Source organism: Ruminiclostridium papyrosolvens DSM 2782 (genome assembly GCF_029318685.1).
In the GTDB taxonomy this organism is placed as follows: domain Bacteria; phylum Bacillota; class Clostridia; order Acetivibrionales; family DSM-1351; genus Ruminiclostridium; species Ruminiclostridium papyrosolvens.
This window is the reverse complement of sequence record NZ_CP119677.1, coordinates 2,783,639-2,799,686: the sequence shown is the minus strand read 5'-3', so window position 1 is coordinate 2,799,686 and position 16,048 is coordinate 2,783,639. Positions and strand designations below refer to the sequence as shown.

At 36.7% G+C, this 16,048-nt stretch carries 20 protein-coding genes; 15 read left to right on the top strand and 5 right to left on the bottom strand.

Annotated features, from left to right (window positions below):
* The first annotated feature begins 17 nt into the window (after positions 1-17).
* The 13 genes from dnaJ (at position 18) to panD (ending at position 10,092) form a co-directional block, all read left to right on the top strand.
* Positions 18-1,157: a molecular chaperone DnaJ gene (gene dnaJ / locus P0092_RS12430; RefSeq protein WP_004617880.1), complete on the top strand. Its 1,140-nt coding sequence runs from the start codon at positions 18-20 to the stop codon at positions 1,155-1,157.
* Between the two features lie 39 nt (positions 1,158-1,196).
* Complete coding sequence (gene prmA, locus P0092_RS12425) at positions 1,197-2,147, top strand: 50S ribosomal protein L11 methyltransferase (RefSeq protein ID WP_004617881.1); 951 nt, start codon at positions 1,197-1,199, stop codon at positions 2,145-2,147.
* Complete coding sequence (locus P0092_RS12420) at positions 2,129-2,881, top strand: 16S rRNA (uracil(1498)-N(3))-methyltransferase (protein ID WP_004617882.1); 753 nt, start codon at positions 2,129-2,131, stop codon at positions 2,879-2,881. The genes prmA and P0092_RS12420 overlap by 19 nt, the downstream gene beginning before the upstream one ends.
* Positions 2,868-3,239: a response regulator gene (locus tag P0092_RS12415; protein WP_004617883.1), complete on the top strand. Its 372-nt coding sequence runs from the start codon at positions 2,868-2,870 to the stop codon at positions 3,237-3,239. Before P0092_RS12420 ends, P0092_RS12415 begins: the two co-directional genes overlap by 14 nt.
* Positions 3,240-3,487: 248 nt before the next feature.
* Positions 3,488-4,369 (top strand): YicC/YloC family endoribonuclease, encoded by an 882-nt coding sequence (locus P0092_RS12410; RefSeq protein ID WP_004617884.1) that lies wholly within the window; start codon positions 3,488-3,490, stop codon positions 4,367-4,369.
* A gap of 16 nt (positions 4,370-4,385) precedes the next feature.
* Positions 4,386-4,664, top strand: a complete 279-nt coding sequence (remA, locus tag P0092_RS12405; protein WP_004617885.1) for an extracellular matrix/biofilm regulator RemA — start codon at positions 4,386-4,388, stop codon at positions 4,662-4,664.
* A 9-nt stretch (positions 4,665-4,673) separates the two neighbouring features.
* Positions 4,674-5,297, top strand: coding sequence for a guanylate kinase (gene gmk / locus P0092_RS12400; RefSeq protein WP_004617886.1), 624 nt, complete (start codon positions 4,674-4,676; stop codon positions 5,295-5,297).
* On the top strand, positions 5,297-5,503 hold the full coding sequence (gene rpoZ / locus P0092_RS12395) for a DNA-directed RNA polymerase subunit omega (RefSeq protein WP_004617887.1): 207 nt from the start codon (positions 5,297-5,299) through the stop codon (positions 5,501-5,503). Before gmk ends, rpoZ begins: the two co-directional genes overlap by 1 nt.
* A 13-nt stretch (positions 5,504-5,516) precedes the next feature.
* Positions 5,517-6,905 carry a glycine--tRNA ligase gene (locus P0092_RS12390; RefSeq protein ID WP_004617888.1) on the top strand — a complete coding sequence of 463 codons (1,389 nt, stop codon included), beginning with the start codon at positions 5,517-5,519 and terminating at the stop codon, positions 6,903-6,905.
* Between the two features lie 190 nt (positions 6,906-7,095).
* Complete coding sequence (locus P0092_RS12385) at positions 7,096-7,941, top strand: Rossmann-like and DUF2520 domain-containing protein (protein ID WP_004617889.1); 846 nt, start codon at positions 7,096-7,098, stop codon at positions 7,939-7,941.
* Between the two features lie 47 nt (positions 7,942-7,988).
* The gene (gene panB / locus P0092_RS12380) at positions 7,989-8,831 is read left to right on the top strand and encodes a 3-methyl-2-oxobutanoate hydroxymethyltransferase (RefSeq protein ID WP_422784823.1); all 843 of its coding nucleotides are present in this window, start codon (positions 7,989-7,991) and stop codon (positions 8,829-8,831) included.
* Positions 8,828-9,673 (top strand): pantoate--beta-alanine ligase, encoded by an 846-nt coding sequence (gene panC, locus P0092_RS12375; RefSeq protein ID WP_004617891.1) that lies wholly within the window; start codon positions 8,828-8,830, stop codon positions 9,671-9,673. Before panB ends, panC begins: the two co-directional genes overlap by 4 nt.
* Positions 9,674-9,705: 32 nt before the next feature.
* Positions 9,706-10,092 (top strand): aspartate 1-decarboxylase, encoded by a 387-nt coding sequence (gene panD, locus P0092_RS12370; protein WP_004617892.1) that lies wholly within the window; start codon positions 9,706-9,708, stop codon positions 10,090-10,092.
* 12 nt (positions 10,093-10,104) lie between these two features.
* Here the strand turns inward: panD and P0092_RS12365 are convergent, their stop codons facing one another.
* Together P0092_RS12365 and P0092_RS12360 are read right to left on the bottom strand one after the other, a co-directional pair.
* Positions 10,105-10,287, bottom strand: coding sequence for a TrkA C-terminal domain-containing protein (locus P0092_RS12365; protein ID WP_081580227.1), 183 nt, complete (start codon positions 10,285-10,287; stop codon positions 10,105-10,107).
* Positions 10,288-10,333: 46 nt separating this feature from the next.
* The gene (locus P0092_RS12360) at positions 10,334-11,044 is read right to left on the bottom strand and encodes a L,D-transpeptidase family protein (protein ID WP_004617893.1); all 711 of its coding nucleotides are present in this window, start codon (positions 11,042-11,044) and stop codon (positions 10,334-10,336) included.
* A gap of 144 nt (positions 11,045-11,188) precedes the next feature.
* Between P0092_RS12360 and P0092_RS12355 the strand changes: the two genes are divergently transcribed.
* Together P0092_RS12355 and P0092_RS12350 are read left to right on the top strand one after the other, a co-directional pair.
* Positions 11,189-12,316, top strand: coding sequence for a GerAB/ArcD/ProY family transporter (locus P0092_RS12355; RefSeq protein WP_004617894.1), 1,128 nt, complete (start codon positions 11,189-11,191; stop codon positions 12,314-12,316).
* Complete coding sequence (locus P0092_RS12350) at positions 12,313-12,477, top strand: hypothetical protein (RefSeq protein ID WP_158498411.1); 165 nt, start codon at positions 12,313-12,315, stop codon at positions 12,475-12,477. Before P0092_RS12355 ends, P0092_RS12350 begins: the two co-directional genes overlap by 4 nt.
* Positions 12,478-12,487: 10 nt before the next feature.
* On the opposite strand, the gene P0092_RS12345 is transcribed toward P0092_RS12350, so the two are convergent.
* The 3 genes from P0092_RS12345 to P0092_RS12335 all read right to left on the bottom strand — a co-directional run bounded on the left by P0092_RS12345 (position 12,488) and on the right by P0092_RS12335 (position 15,972).
* Positions 12,488-13,696 carry a Ger(x)C family spore germination protein gene (locus P0092_RS12345; protein ID WP_004617896.1) on the bottom strand — a complete coding sequence of 403 codons (1,209 nt, stop codon included), beginning with the start codon at positions 13,694-13,696 and terminating at the stop codon, positions 12,488-12,490.
* Positions 13,693-15,327, bottom strand: coding sequence for a spore germination protein (locus P0092_RS12340; protein WP_040758438.1), 1,635 nt, complete (start codon positions 15,325-15,327; stop codon positions 13,693-13,695). The genes P0092_RS12345 and P0092_RS12340 overlap by 4 nt, the downstream gene beginning before the upstream one ends.
* A gap of 90 nt (positions 15,328-15,417) precedes the next feature.
* A complete protein-coding gene (locus P0092_RS12335; protein WP_004617898.1) occupies positions 15,418-15,972 on the bottom strand; it encodes a ferritin family protein in 555 nt (184 codons plus the stop codon).
* Positions 15,973-16,048: the final 76 nt, after the last annotated feature.

Here is a 16,048-nt window from a genome sequence, read left to right as displayed (position 1 = left end):
ACAGGAGTTGAAATTCGATGGCAGAAAAAAGAGATTATTACGAAGTATTGGGCGTTGATAGAAACGCTAACGATGCTGAACTTAAAAAAGCATATAGGAATCTTGCAAAAAAGTACCACCCCGACGTTAATCCGGGAGATAAGGCTGCAGAAGCGAAGTTCAAAGAGGCAAATGAAGCCTATGAGGTTCTTAGTGATTCACAGAAAAGGGGAAGGTACGACCAGTTTGGTCATGCCGGAACTGACCCTAACGGATTTGGCGGTGCAGGTGGTTTCTCCTCTGATTTTGACTTTGGCGGAATCGGAGATATATTTGAAACTTTCTTCGGCGGCTCAGGTTTTGGAGGAAGAAGCAAAACAAGAAGAGGTCCTCAAAAGGGTGCGGACATTAAATACTCTATGGAAATCAGCTTTGAAGAAGCTGCCTTTGGTATTGAGCGTGAAATAAACGTAAGTAAAATGGAAGTATGCTCAAAATGTACCGGGTCTGGAGCCAAACCCGGAAGTAATGTAACAACCTGCAGCCATTGTAACGGAACAGGTCAGGTTCAGATAAAACAAAACACACCGTTCGGGCAATTTATAAACACTAAAACATGTGATGCATGCAAAGGTGAAGGAAAGATTATTACAGAGCCTTGTCCGGCTTGTAACGGAAAAGGCAGACTGAGGAGTACTAAGAAGATAAAAATAGATATTCCTGCGGGAATTGATGACGGTCAGACCATTTCATTGAGAGGTGGTGGAGACCCGGGATTAAAAGGTGGGCCAAACGGAGATTTGTATGTTAATATCCGTGTAAAATCTCATCCTCTATTTTCAAGACAGGGAAATAATGTTGTATGCGATGTACCAATTACATTTACGCAGGCAGCATTAGGTGCTGAACTAGAAGTTCCTACTCTTGACGGAAAAGTTAAATATACTGTACCGGAAGGAACTCAAACAGGCTCTGTATTCAGATTGAAGGGAAAAGGAATACCTTACTTAAGAGGAAATGGCCGCGGAGACCAGTATGTTAAAGTAACCATTGAAGTTCCGAAAAAACTCAATGACAAGCAAAAAGCATTGCTGAGGGAATTTGCCGAAATAAGCGGAGATGAATCCCATGAGCAGAGAAAAGGCTTTTTTGACAAAATGAAGGACGCATTTAAATAAATTTAGAATTTTACTGCTCATGGAGGCAAACGGATAAATATGAAATGGTATGAAATACGGGTAAATACTACTGACGAAGCAAGTGATGCGGTTTCAGAAATGCTTACGACAATGGGTGCCGGAGGTGTAGCTATCAAGGACCCATTTGATATAAAAAAAGAAATATTAAAACCAAATACTTTGGATTATGCAGATGACGAATTCCTTAATTCATTAGGTGAGGATGTTATTATACAAGCATATTTTCAGAGCGGAAATGATATAGACGAGTTGTTAAAGAAAATAAATGATGGTTTGGGAAATATTTCCCAATTTTTAGATATTGGAAAAGGTCTTGAGGGATACGGCGAAGTAGATGATGAAGACTGGTCTACAGCTTGGAAAAAGTACTATAAACCCCTTCAACTTACAGACAGGATTGTAATAAAACCGACATGGGAAGATTATAGTACAAAAGGTAATGAAATAATAATACAAATGGACCCCGGAATGGCCTTTGGAACAGGGACACACGAAACAACCCAGATGTGTTCCATACTCCTCGACAAGTATATGAAAGACGACACGCAGGTGCTTGATATTGGCTGTGGTACGGGTATTCTTTCAATAATAGCGGCAAAACTTGGAGCCAAAACAGTTGAAGCTATTGATATAGATGAAGTTGCCGTAAAAGTTGCAAAAGAAAATATCGAGCTGAATGAGGAGACTTCAAAAGTATCGGTATATAAGGCTATATTGTCTGATTTGAAGCAGGAAGAACAAAAGTACGATATAATAGTAGCTAATATAATAGCAAATGTAATTATTGACTTGTCCTCGCTAATACCTTATCATTTAAAAAAGGAATCGTTATTTATTACTTCAGGTATTATCAAAGAAAGAAAACAGGAAGTAATAGATGCTTGTGAAAAAAACGGGATGTCACGGATAGAAACCCTTGAAATGGGAGAATGGGTGGCAATGGTGTTTAAATGTCCAGATACTTTGTAGAAGAAGCTCAGATAGCTAATGGCAGAATTAACATAGTTGGCGAAGATTTTCAACATTTAAAAAAAGTGCTAAGAGCTCAGTTAAAGGACGAAGTCACAGCGTGCTGTGGAGGATTTGACTACACTGCTGAAATAGAAGAAATAAATGATAGTTCAATTATTTGTATAATAACAGATGTAAATAAAAATTTTACGGAATCGCCTTTAAAGGTTACATTGTTTCAGGGCTTACCAAAGTCGGACAAGATGGAGTTAATTATACAGAAATGTGTTGAACTTGGAGTTTGGGAAATAGTTCCTGTAATCACAGACCGTTGTGTTTCAAGGATAAATACTGATAAGGATGCTAAAAACAAACTTGCTAGATGGCAAAAGATAGCAAGAGAGGCAGCAAAACAGTGTAATAGAGGAACAATTCCAAATATTCTCTATCCCATAACCTTTAAAGAAGCTGTTGAAAAGGCGTCTCAAGCAGAACTGGCTATTATACCTTATGAGAAGGAAAGTGCGGTTGGGCTTAAAAATATTGTACCCCGGTATGAAGGGATTACCAGTGGAAGTATTATCATTGGTCCTGAAGGCGGGTTTGAAGAAAAAGAAGTTCAAATGGCTGAAGACAGAGGAGTCAAGAAAATATCTCTGGGGCCAAGAATCCTACGCACGGAAACTGCCGGAATGGTAGCTTTATCACTTTTGATGTATGAATTAGGAGATGTGTCTAATGGGAGAACTTAAATTTGTTGTTGTTGATGATGCAGTATTTATGAGAACCTTAATTAAAAGAATGATTGAAGAAAATACAAACTATCATGTAGTAGGTGAAGGTGCCAATGGCCGTGAAGCTATAGAACAGGCAAAGCGCAGTCAACCTGATATAATGACTCTTGATATAACAATGCCGGAAATGGATGGAATTATGGCAATAAAAGAGATATTGGAAGTAAGCCCTGCTACCAAGATAATAATGGTTTCGGCAATGGGACAGCAGGCTATGGTAATAGATGCAATAAAAATGGGAGCTAAAGATTTTATTGTTAAACCTTTTGATAAAACCAGGGTTCAACAAGCAATCGAAAATGTTATAAATCTCTGATAATATGTCTATTATATAAATGGGGGATAATGTCCTCCATTTTATTTTTTATAATTTTTAAGTAATAACACATTATTATAAGAAATGCTGTAATAAATTAAAAACATTAGTAAATTGAAGTAAATTGATAAAAATATATGAAAAGTAGTAATTTATCCTTTAAATTCTGCAAATTTGTGTTATAATACTAAGCGGGATTAATAGTTATATTTTGGGTTAAATTTTATCCCAGTTACCGGAGGCATATAATGGTTAGAAGTATGACAGGTTTCGGTAGAGGAACCTTTAGTGATAATGGCAAAGAATTTACTGTAGAAATAAAAACTGTAAACCATCGTTATATAGATTTTTATATAAAATTACCGAGACAGATTGGTTATCTTGAGGAAAGAGTCAGAGAAGTAGCGTCTAAGAACCTTTTCAGAGGTAAAGTAGATATATTTATTTCATTCGAAGACCGCTCAGATAATTCCAGAAGTGTTACACTTGATGAGCCACTGGCAGGAGCTTACATACAGGCAGTTGAAAAGCTCAAGGGGAAATACAGTTTGAAGGATGACTTGAGTGTATCACTTATTTCCCGTTTTCCTGATGTTTTAAGAATAGAGAAAAATGAAGATGATGAAGAACATTTATGGTCCGTTCTTAAAAAAGCATTGGAAGCGGCAATAGCTTCGCTTCTCCAAATGAGAGAAAAAGAAGGAAATGAATTAAGAAACAGCCTGCTTCAGAAAGCTGACTATATGGAAACCATTATTTCGGATATTTCCCAAAGAAGTCCTCAGGTTGTCACTGAATATAAGCAAAAGCTGGAATACAGGATAAAAGAATTGCTGAATCAGCAAACTGTAGATGAAAACAGGATTGCAATGGAAGTAGCAATATTTGCTGACAGGTGTGGAATAGATGAAGAATTAGTGAGACTGGGAAGTCACTTAACACAGTTAAGAGATATTTTAGATATAAAGAAACAGCCTATTGGAAGAAAACTTGACTTTTTGGTTCAGGAAATAAACAGGGAAATAAATACAATCGGTTCAAAATCAAATGACATAATTATTACTAAGAACGTTTTGGAATTAAAGAGTGAAGCTGAAAAAATAAGAGAACAAATTCAGAATATGGAATAAATATCAGGAGGATTGTATGAAGCTTATAAATATTGGCTTTGGGAATATTGTTTCCGCTAACAGACTCGTGGCAATTGTAAGTCCGGAGTCGGCACCTATTAAAAGAATTATACAGGAAGCAAGAGACAGAGGTATGCTGATTGACGCAACATACGGAAGAAGAACAAGGGCAGTAATAATTACTGACAGCGACCATATAATTTTATCAGCGGTACAGCCTGAAACAGTAGCCCACAGATTGAATACCAAGGACAACGATGACAATGAAACTGATGAAGATTCAGTTACTGAGTAGGAGGAGATCATGCAACAAAAAGGCCTATTAGTTGTAGTGTCCGGACCTTCAGGAACTGGAAAGGGTACGGTATGCAAAAAATTGTTGTCTCAAAGGGATAATGTGAGGTATTCTGTTTCAGCCACTACCAGAAAGCCACGAGAAGGCGAAATTGAGGGCCAGAGTTATTTCTTTGTTTCAGAAAGCAAATTTTTGGATATGATAAAGAATGATGCCCTCATTGAATGGGATAAGTACTGTGACAATTACTATGGTACACCAAAGTCATATGTGGATTCCTGCATGGAAAACGGTATGGACATAATATTGGAAATAACCGTTGAAGGGGCTCTTGAAATAAAGCAAAAGTACCCTGATTCCGTACTTATATTTATTCTGCCACCCTCCTTTGATGAATTAAGAAGGAGAATAGAGTGCAGAGCTACAGAGTGTACTGATGTTATAGAAAAAAGATTACAAAAGGCTGCCAGCGAAATTAAGTATGTATCAAAATATGACTATTTGATTTTGAATGACAGTGTTGATGAAGCAGTTCTGAATATAGAAAAGGTTTTAGACAGTGAGCGGTTAAAGCCGTCAAGAAATACTGAAATGATAGAGAGTTTATCAAGTAATTCGGGAGGTATTATATAATGATTTATCCTTCAATCAATGAATTGATGAAAAAAGTAGACAGCAGGTACACATTAGCTGTTGAAGCTGCAAAAAGAGCAAGACAATTAGTAGACGGGGCAAACAAAATGACTAAGTTTAACTCCGATAAAGAAGTTACTATTGCTATTCACGAGATAGCAGAGGATAAAATAACTTATGTTAGAACAAAGAGCGGGATAAAATAGGGGGCGTTGTAAAGTGGCAGCTGAAAAGACAATGGAAAAAATAGTTGCATTAGCTAAAAACAGAGGGTTTGTTTACCCTGGTTCCGATATATACGGTGGACTGGCAAATGCATGGGACTACGGTCCTCTTGGCGTAGAGCTTAAAAATAACGTTAAAAAAGCCTGGTGGCGTAAATTTATACAGGAAAGTCCCTACAATGTAGGAGTTGACTGTGCAATACTTATGAATCCTCAGGTGTGGGTAGCTTCAGGCCACGTGGGCGGTTTCAGTGATCCTTTGATTGACTGTAAGGATTGTAAAACACGTCATAGAGCAGATAAGCTTATTGAAGATTGGAATGCAGAGAATAATATTGAATTCAGAGTTGATGGTCTGAAAAATGAAGAATTAATGCAATACATAAAGGACAAAGGTGTTAAATGTCCTGGATGTGGTTCTGCAAACTTCACAGAAATCAGAAAGTTCAACCTTATGTTCAAGACTTTCCAAGGTGTTACTGAAGACTCAAAGGCTGAAATATTTTTGAGACCGGAAACTGCACAAGGTATCTTTGTTAATTTCAAGAATGTACAGCGTACAACCAGAAAAAAAATACCTTTTGGTATCGGCCAGATAGGTAAGTCATTTAGAAATGAAATAACACCGGGTAATTTTACCTTCAGAACCAGAGAATTTGAACAAATGGAGCTTGAATTCTTCTGTGAACCCGGAAAAGACCTTGAATGGTTTAAATATTGGAAGGACTTTTGTTATAACTGGCTCCTGAGCCTGAATATGACAAAGGAAAATCTGAAGCTTCGTGACCACGAAAAGGAAGAACTTTCACATTACAGTAATGCAACTACTGATATTGAGTTCCTTTTCCCATTTGGTTGGGGAGAGCTTTGGGGAATTGCAGACAGAACTGACTTTGACTTAAAACAACACATGACTCATGCAAAAGATGACTTGTCATACTTTGACCCTACTACAAATGAGAAATATGTTCCATATTGTATAGAGCCGTCTTTGGGTGCTGACAGAGTTACACTGGCTTTCCTGTGTGATGCTTATAATGAAGAGGAAGTTTCAGAGGGTGACGTAAGAACTGTATTGAGATTCCATCCTGCAATAGCACCTGTAAAGATAGCTGTTCTTCCGCTTTCAAAGAAGTTAGGCGAAGAAGCAGAAAAGGTTTACCATATGTTAACTAAGACATTCTACTGTGAGTATGATGAAACTGGAAGCATAGGTAAGAGATACAGAAGACAGGATGAAATAGGAACACCATATTGTATTACTTTTGACTTTGATTCACTTGAAGACAAGAGTGTTACAATAAGAGAAAGAGATACAATGCAGCAGGTTAGAATCAAAATTGATGAGCTTGCAGCATATTTTGAAAATAAATTTGAATTCTAATAACAGCGATGTATGTAAAAGCAGGCATTTTATAATGCCTGCTTTTTAGTTAAAAATCTGTAGAATAAATGCATAAATAGGTATGAACTTGCGATATTTGTAAAAGGTTGACAAGTACACTTCCAAAAGTATATTATACATATAATAAAGTTGGGTATTTGACCAAATATGCTTGTTGAGGTTACTTTTAATGAACGTAGGATTTATTGGAGCTGGAAAAGTCGGAAATACTCTTGGAAAGTACTTTGAGCAAAATGACATTGCTCTGACTGGTTATTTTGATATTGATAAAAATGCAGCAATGGAAGCAGCAGATTTTACACTGTCAACAGTATATACATCTTTAAGTGAGCTTGTTAAGTGCAGTGATATCATTTTTATTACAACCACTGATAATATTATACAATACGTTTGGGAAGATATAAAAGAGCTGCCTATAGAAGGTAAAATAATTTGTCATTGCTCTGGGGCGTTGTCTTCGGCGGTATTTAAGGAGGTTGATGAGAAAGGAGCATTTGGCTATTCAATTCATCCTCTTTTTTCGTGTAGCAGTAAAACCTCCTCTTATAAAAAACTGTATGATGCACTCATAACTATTGAGGGAAGCAAGGAGCATCTGCAGGAAGTTGAAGAATTGTTCAAAAGGATTGGAAACAGTACCAGAATAATTGATTCTACTCAAAAAATTAAATATCATGCTGCGGCGGTTTTTGCCAGTAATCAGCCACTTGCACTTGCCGGGCAGGGAGCAGATATTTTGGAGCAGTGTGGTTTTACCCGTGATGAAGCTATAAAAGCTGTTCTTTTTCTGATGAGTCATGCCATTGAGAATATTGAGAAACAGGGCTTGGAAGAAGCGTTAACAGGGCCTGTTGAGCGTAATGATATAATAACTGTAAAAAAACATCTTAAGGCTTTATCAGAAGAAGAAAAAAATATATATATTTCATTATCCAGAAAACTAATTAAAATAGCTAAAATAAAAAACCCTGAAAAAAATTACATTGAATTGGAAGAACTTTTAGGGCAAAATTAAGTTAATACGATAGGGGCGTTGATGGAATGACAGTAGAAGAAAATACAATAAAAAATACTGCCGCGTCTATTCAAAATCAGAAAAGAAACGGCGATAAAATCAGTATGCTGACAGCTTACGATTATTCTACAGCAAAATTGATGGATGAAGCAGGAGTTAATTGTATTCTGGTGGGGGACTCACTGGGGATGGTTATGCTTGGCTATGAAAATACTTTAGCAGTTACCATGGAGGACATGATACACCATACAGCAGCAGTATCAAGAGGAAGCAAGTATGCATTTATTGTTGCGGATATGCCCTTCATGTCGTATCATACCTCTGTTTATGATGCTGTTGTGAATGCAGGGAGGCTGGTAAAGGAAGGAAATGCACATGCGGTAAAGCTAGAAGGCGGCAAGGAAGTATGTCCTCAGATAAAAGCAATTGTAGATGCAAAAATACCTTTAGTAGCCCATTTGGGTATGACACCCCAATCCATAAATGCTTTTGGTGGGTTTAAAGTACAGGGTAAAGATGAAGCAGCTGCTATTAAACTGATAGCTGATGCCAAAGCTGTTGAGGCTGCGGGAGCTACTGCCGTTGTACTGGAATGTGTTCCGGCAGAGCTTTCAAAAATTATTACCCATAAGCTTTCCATACCCACAATAGGAATAGGTGCAGGAAAATACTGTGATGGGCAGGTACTTGTATATCAGGATATGCTGGGTATTTATTCGAATATTGCACCTAAATTTGTAAAAAGGTATGCTGAAATAGGCTCGGAGATGAAATCGGCATTTGGAAGATATATCAGCGAAATAAAAGACTCAACTTTTCCGCAGCAAGAGCATTCTTATAAGATAGATTCAGCGGTTATCGAGAAGTTGATTTCGGAGGATATATTATGAAAGTAGTAAAGAATATAAGTGAAGTAAAGAATATAGTAAACGAATGGAAACAACAGGGTTGTACAATTGGTTTTGTTCCTACTATGGGGTATTTGCATGAGGGTCATGGAAGCCTTGTAGTGAAAGCCATGGAGAATTCTAAAGTAGTAGTGAGTATATTTGTAAATCCCATGCAGTTTGGGCCTACAGAAGATTTGGATAAGTATCCCAGAGACTTGGAAAAGGATTCAAAGTATTGTAAAGAATTAGGTGTGGATTTGATATTCAACCCCGAACCGGGAGAGATGTATCCTGAGGGCTACTGTACTTCTGTAGACATTTCGGGCTTGAGCGAGGAATTATGTGGGCTTAGTCGTCCGGTGCATTTTAAAGGAGTATGTACTGTTGTGAATAAACTGTTAAATATAGTAAATCCTGACAAAGCATATTTTGGAGAAAAGGATGCACAACAGTTGGCTATCATAAGGAGAATGGTAAAAGACTTAAGCATGAATGTTGAAATTGTCGGCTGCCCAATTATCCGAGAAAAAGACGGTCTTGCAAAAAGCTCTCGAAATACTTACCTGAGCAGTGAAGAGAGAAGGGCCGCATTGGCACTTAGCAAATCAATATTCGCAGGTAAAGATATGGTTAAAGAAGGATGTAGGGAAGTAGATATACTTTTAAAGAAAATGAAAGATATTATTAATGAAGAGCCCTTAGCAAGGATAGATTATTTAAAAGCTGTAGACGCAATGACAATGCAGCAGGTTGATACTATAGACAGACCTGTTCTGATAGCAATGGCGGTTTATATAGGAAAAGTCAGACTCATTGACAATTTTTCTTTTATACCCGGTTAAACAATCTGATTGATTTTATATGAGGTGCAGGTATGAATATTACATTATTAAGCGGAAAAATTCATAGAGCTACAGTTACCCAGGCGGAATTAAACTATGTCGGGAGTATTACCATAGATGAAGAACTCTTAGAAGCAGCCGGTATTATGGAGTATGAAAAAGTTTGTGTAGTAAATGTTAACAACGGCAAAAGGCTGGAAACATATACAATTGCAGGAGAGAAGGGTTCTGGAGTGATTTGTCTCAATGGTGCAGCTGCCAGGTATGCACAGATTAGCGATAAAGTTATTATCATGGCATATGCACAGATGACCAGAGAAGAAGCCCGGAACCATAAACCCAATGTAGTATTTGTAGATGATAGTAATCGTATTACTTGCAAGACCAGTTACGAAAAGCATGGTCAGATTGTAGACTAATGCTGAGGGGGGCTATTTGCTTTCGGTTAATGCTAACATTAAATCATTAATTTTAGAAACTCTATCCTCGTTTGTTAACATAACTAGGTTATCCCCTGATTGTATAAAGGTATCTCCTTTTGGGATAAGCTCCTGTTCACCTCTCTTAACGGCTATAAGAAGTGAATGGGAGGGCCATTGAGAGCCAAGTTTTATTGGAGGTTACAGTATAGTTTTAATACAGGGGGGATAGGAGATAATCCTATTCAAATTCCGAATAACCCATAGCATTATAATCTGGCGTGGATATTGACACTTTTACTTTAAGATTATGATCTTTTTGAAATTGAAAGACAGCGTTTTTTAAATCATCCTCATAGATACCTGATTCATATCCATGGAAATAGCCCAATTGCTTTAGTCTTTCCTGAACGGCCAGAACATCTGCCCCACGGTCTCCCGGTTTCAAATTTCTGAAGCCCATTCCAAATGGCCCGAATGGGCCGTTGCGTATAACAACTGCTGTGCCTAAAGGCACTAAGTCATATAGCTCTTTTATGTCCCTATTATACATACGTATACAACCATGACTTGCCGACCTTCCAATTGAGGCTTCATTTTTAGTACCATGAATTCCATAATTACCCCACCTGACATTCAACCCCAGCCATCTTCCGCCGAAACCTTTTCCCCACTGACTTTTTTCAACTATTTTCCATTCTCCTATTGGAGAGGGCCATCCGGGTTTACCCGAAGCAATAGGATATTTCTTAATACATTTATCGTTTTCAAATAAATAAAGAGTTTTTTCATCTATATGTATCAATATCAGAAATTGTTGTTGTTTATTAGCTGCATGCCTTGTAAAACTCCCTTTGATAACATTATTATTAACTGCAAAAAAGAGAATAATTGACATTATAAAAATTGTGAAGATACAGAATAATCTGTTTCTATTTATCATTATAAACATGCGAAACCTCCCTCTAATGAAATATATGCGGGATTGTCTCATGTAAGAATGGCAGTCTTAAATATTAGCAAAAACCACCATTGCATACACATTAATACAAATGCACATAATACTTAAATAAAAAATACGAATGAGTGGTTTCTAATGGAGAAAATAAGTAAAAACCAACTGTTCTGCCTGATAATGATGGGACAGATAGGCAGCACCAATCTATGGGCTTTGGGTATTGAGGCCAAAAGAGATGCTTGGATTGTAGATATAATTTCAACAATTGCCGGAATGGGTTTAGTCTGGTTGTACACATCCATATACAGTAAATATCCTGATAAGAATATTGTGGGAATAACTCAATCCATTCTGGGTAAAACTCTGGGGTGGCCATTGGGATTTATTTATTTTATGTTATATGCATTTAATGCCACCAGAACCACAAGTGAATTTGCAGATTTGATAAATGTAACCTTTCTTCAGGATACACCAAATCTGGTAATACAAATTATTTTTTATTTAGCTATTATTTATGTACTTTTTTTAGGGATAGAGACTCTGGGACGTATTGCGGAAATAATATTTTCTGTAGTAATTTTTTTGATAATTGCTATCTATATTATGATAATTGCATCAAAACAGATAGATTTTAAAGAGCTGCTACCTGTTTTTCAAGATGGGTACAAACCTATACTCAAGGCTTTTTACCCTATAGGTATTAATTTTCCCTTTGGTTTAGTTTATGTGTTTTTTCAGTTCTGGAAGTATAACGGGTCAGTAAAGACAGTCAAAAAAACAACTTATTGGGCACTTGCATTGACCGGAGTCAATTTAACCGTTTCTCTAATTATAATGGTTACATCAATGGGCATTAATTATACTTCCAATGCTACTATACCGTTTCTTGAGGTAATCAAACTCATTAATATAGGAGATATAATTACTAATCTTGATGCAATAGGAGTTATTCTTGTGTTTATGGGTGGATTCTACTTAACCATATTATTTTACTATTCCGCAGTGATAATCTTTGCAGAATTATTCCATATAAAGGATTACAGGTGGGTTTTAGTTCCTTTAGCTATTTTTATTATGTGGTATTCAAGAGTATACGAGCCAAATTATCCTTTTCATGTAAAATATCTTTTACCCCAGTTCTGGCAGCAATTTGTACCGTTAAGTAATGTAGTTCCAATTATGCTTTTAATTATATTTTATCTAAAAAAATATTGTAACAAGGATTTAAATATTAAAAATAAAGAGGGAAGCAGAGAAGGTATATGATGAAGTTTATTACTAAAATAATAAATAACACAATAGAGACAGGCATAGGACAAAGCATAATAGCGTTTGCGGCATGGGGGTATTCTTTTTTTCTGGTAGTCGTAGTGCTGTACTATGCGGTGATATCCCTGATAAAGCTGATTTCAGGCAATAAAAATTAAGGCATGTAAATTACTTACCGAGCTTTTTGGCGTTGAGTGGTTTTAAAGTCAGTCCTGTTCTATTGAGACGAGTGTCTACTTTAACCGTATACGAGACGTTGGGGAATATAGCATCATTCCATTTGTCTTTTATTTTACTCCAGATTTTAGGGTACTTAATTTCAAATGTTCTTCCAAAGCCTATTACATCCGTTTTCATATTTTTTTGTATGTTATTTATTGACTTATCAGTTAAAAGTTTTATATAGTTAGAAAAATTGCTGTTAATCTGTTCAAAAAGCTGTAGATTAGTCACATCAAGGTCTTGTTTAACTTCCGTCATATTTCCTTCTGCTTTTATTGCAACATTAAAAGATATATTGCCTTCTTTGTTTATGGAAGGTTTTATAGAACACTTAATTTTAATCAATTCGATTGTAACTTGACTGTCAGCTTTATTATTAAGAGCTTGTACATTGATGGATGTCTTTTTGCATTTTCCGTTCAAAATATTAAGACCAAGAGTATCTTTGTTATCCAGAAAACCTGCCAACTTATCTTTTTTAAATAGTGCTGAACCGGAAAGCTTTAGTCCTTTGCGCTGTTCCGGTTCTGTTCCTTCTGACGGAACACTTTTAACATCCATTAACGAAAAAACACCGGTAACAGGGTTGTTCCCTTCACCGGGCATTGCCTTTATAAAATCTATTACTTTAGAGATTGCTGAACTTGACTCTATTTCCTGAGATTTTAGAATTCCTTCCATATAGTTTGCTTGTACCTTTTCAAGGCCATGTTTAACTCCAAGTACTTCGGAGGCTTTACAGTCTGAAGCGACAATAAGCCATGTTGTTTTTCTTAATTCATGACTGCGGGTTATAAAGTCAATTGTGTCTTCAAGGCCTTCTCGGGCATACTCTTCACCAACAACTATTACTTTAATATGAGAAAAAAAGCTTCTCCTGTCAAATTCCTTAACTGTGTGTCTGATTGCTTCAAATACAGAGTCCCCTGACGAAATGACAAGCTCATAAGGAGGTTCGTTTCCACCACCTTTTTTTTGTATTGCTGAAGGGCGGACTATCTGACTTGTTAACTGGATTTTGCCATCATCTCCTTTATCCAACCCTATAGCCATTGCAATTCCCAATTGATTCAGTTCTTTGCGGTCCCAGCAGCCTGTGAGAAGCATTGCAGAAAGTGCAGCCATAAGTATTACTAAAAAAAGCTTTTTATTCAATAGTTTTTCCCTCCTTTTTTCTTGTCAGGCTTATTGGGCATTTGTTGTGATGCTTGCCTGCCGGAGTTTTTCCATGTAATTGCTTTTGGGCGGTTCTTCATAAGCCAAAGTGGAAATCTTAGAATACTGTCTTTCATAGAGCTCCAGTTTACGGGAGCCAAAGGAGACATAAAGGGTGTTCCAAAAGTTCTTAGAGAACACATATGCGCCAGTATGCAGAACAAACCGACAATAACGCCAAATAATCCGAAAGCGCTGCTTATAAAAATTAGCATAAATTTAAAAACTATAACAGCGTCATAAATGGAGGGGAGAATAAAACTTGTAATTGCTGACAAGGCTGTTATGATTACCATGGGTGCACCGATTATTCCTGCCTCAACAGCAGCTTGGCCTATAACAAGTGTACCAACAATACTTACTGCCGTACCAACAGCCTTGGGCATCCTTATTCCTGATTCACGCAGAAGCTGGAATATAACCTCACTTATGAGAGTCTCAATCAGAACAGGAAAAGGAATTCCTTCTCTTGCAGCCGCAAAAGTAACGAGGAGAACAGTAGGAATCATTTCCTGATGGAAGGTGGTAAGGGAAATATATACAGCTGGCAGGGTAAGTGTTATAAATAATGCAACAACCCTCAGTATCCTAACTAAGTTAGTCAGAAAAGGCCGGGAATAATAATCCTCAGGTACTTGAAGCGACTCAACAAAAGTATAGGGTACTGTCAATACAATAGGTGTTCCGCCACATATAATTGCCACTCTTCCTTCAAGAAGTTTTGCAGAAACCTTGTCCGGCCTTTCGCTGTTTCCGATTGTCGCAAAAGGGGAAAGGGGATTGTCTTCTATGAACTGCTCAATATAACCCGATTCAAGTATGACATCAGTATCTATGCGGTTTATTCTGTCCCGAACTTCCTGAACAATCTTATCGTTGGCAATTCCCTGGATATATACAATACAAACATCAGTTCGGGTTTGCTTTCCTACGACAAGGGTTTCAAAAATAAGGTTGGGATTTTTGATTGTTTTACGTATCAGAGAAGTATTAACCCTGAGTGTCTCTACGAAAGCTTCTCGTGAACCACGGATAACGACTTCCGTCTCCGGTTGTTGTATACTTCTGCGATCTCCACCCTTGGCACTTATGGCAAAACCTTGAGTACATCCGTCTATGAGAAGTAATGTATTTCCTGATAAAATTGTGTCGATGGCCTCATCCATATTTTTGACTTCGGACGCTTCAACTATGCTTAGAATATTGTTTTTTATATCATCAAACATGTTTCGCTTATCTACAAGCTTACCCTTTGGATTTGTAATATGAATGTTGACCATAAGAGATTTAACGACATATTCAAGTATCAGGTTCTTATCGCCCAACCCGTCGATGAAGCAAATCAAAGCCTTGGATTGATGTTTTACTCCAAAATTAAATTTCCTTAATATGATATCATCACTTTTACCCAGGGATTTTTTTATTACTTGATAATTATCATCCAAAGCTTCATGCAAACTCTGCCCATTGCCTACATAAGATACATTATCCGGTGAAGGTTTGTTATTATCTTGTTGCTTACTTCTTACGTTATTAACAAATTTTATAAGGTTTGACAATTTATTGAACAAAGTATTTACCTTCCCAATAATAAAAAATTTATCTATTAAACTATTATTGGTTTTATTCGTTATTCTATGTAATTTAAAAGGTGGGAAAATTTACGGTTTCCCACGTTTTTGACAGGAACTTTTTCCTTTTTCCCTTATATAGATAGATTGTTCATTTTCATATTTTTTAAGCACTTGAGTCAGGTGTTCTGCGTGTTCTTTTTCATCGTCAATAATAGCTTGAATTGCAATTTTTATATCCTTATAGGAAGAATATGCCTCAATTTCTTCCTCGTAAAGTATTACGGCTTCCAATTCTCCTTTAATATCTTCTCTTAAATTATTTAGTATAATTTGATTGTCATAGGATGGATGGTACAATTGCATTGGTGATTTGGGTTTCAGATAATCATCGTGTTGTTCTAAAGAAGCTTTATACTGAACAGGGTCGTATTTTCTAAGAAGGTTTAGAACCGTTTCGTAGTGCCTTACTTCATCCAGCATTATATGATGCCAGACCTCGTTTACATTTATCATATAGGAATTAGAAATATGGCTTTGGTAACCGTTAATAGCCATTAATTCTGCAATCATTATTTCTCTGAGCTTGTTGGTAACTTTACGCGCATTGCCCTGAGGCTGACCGGATGGATATGTATAGCTCATTATTACCTCCCTGAATATATAAAAGGGAATACTGTTTATATTGTATGTTCCGAATTAATATATGGTGAATTATTTT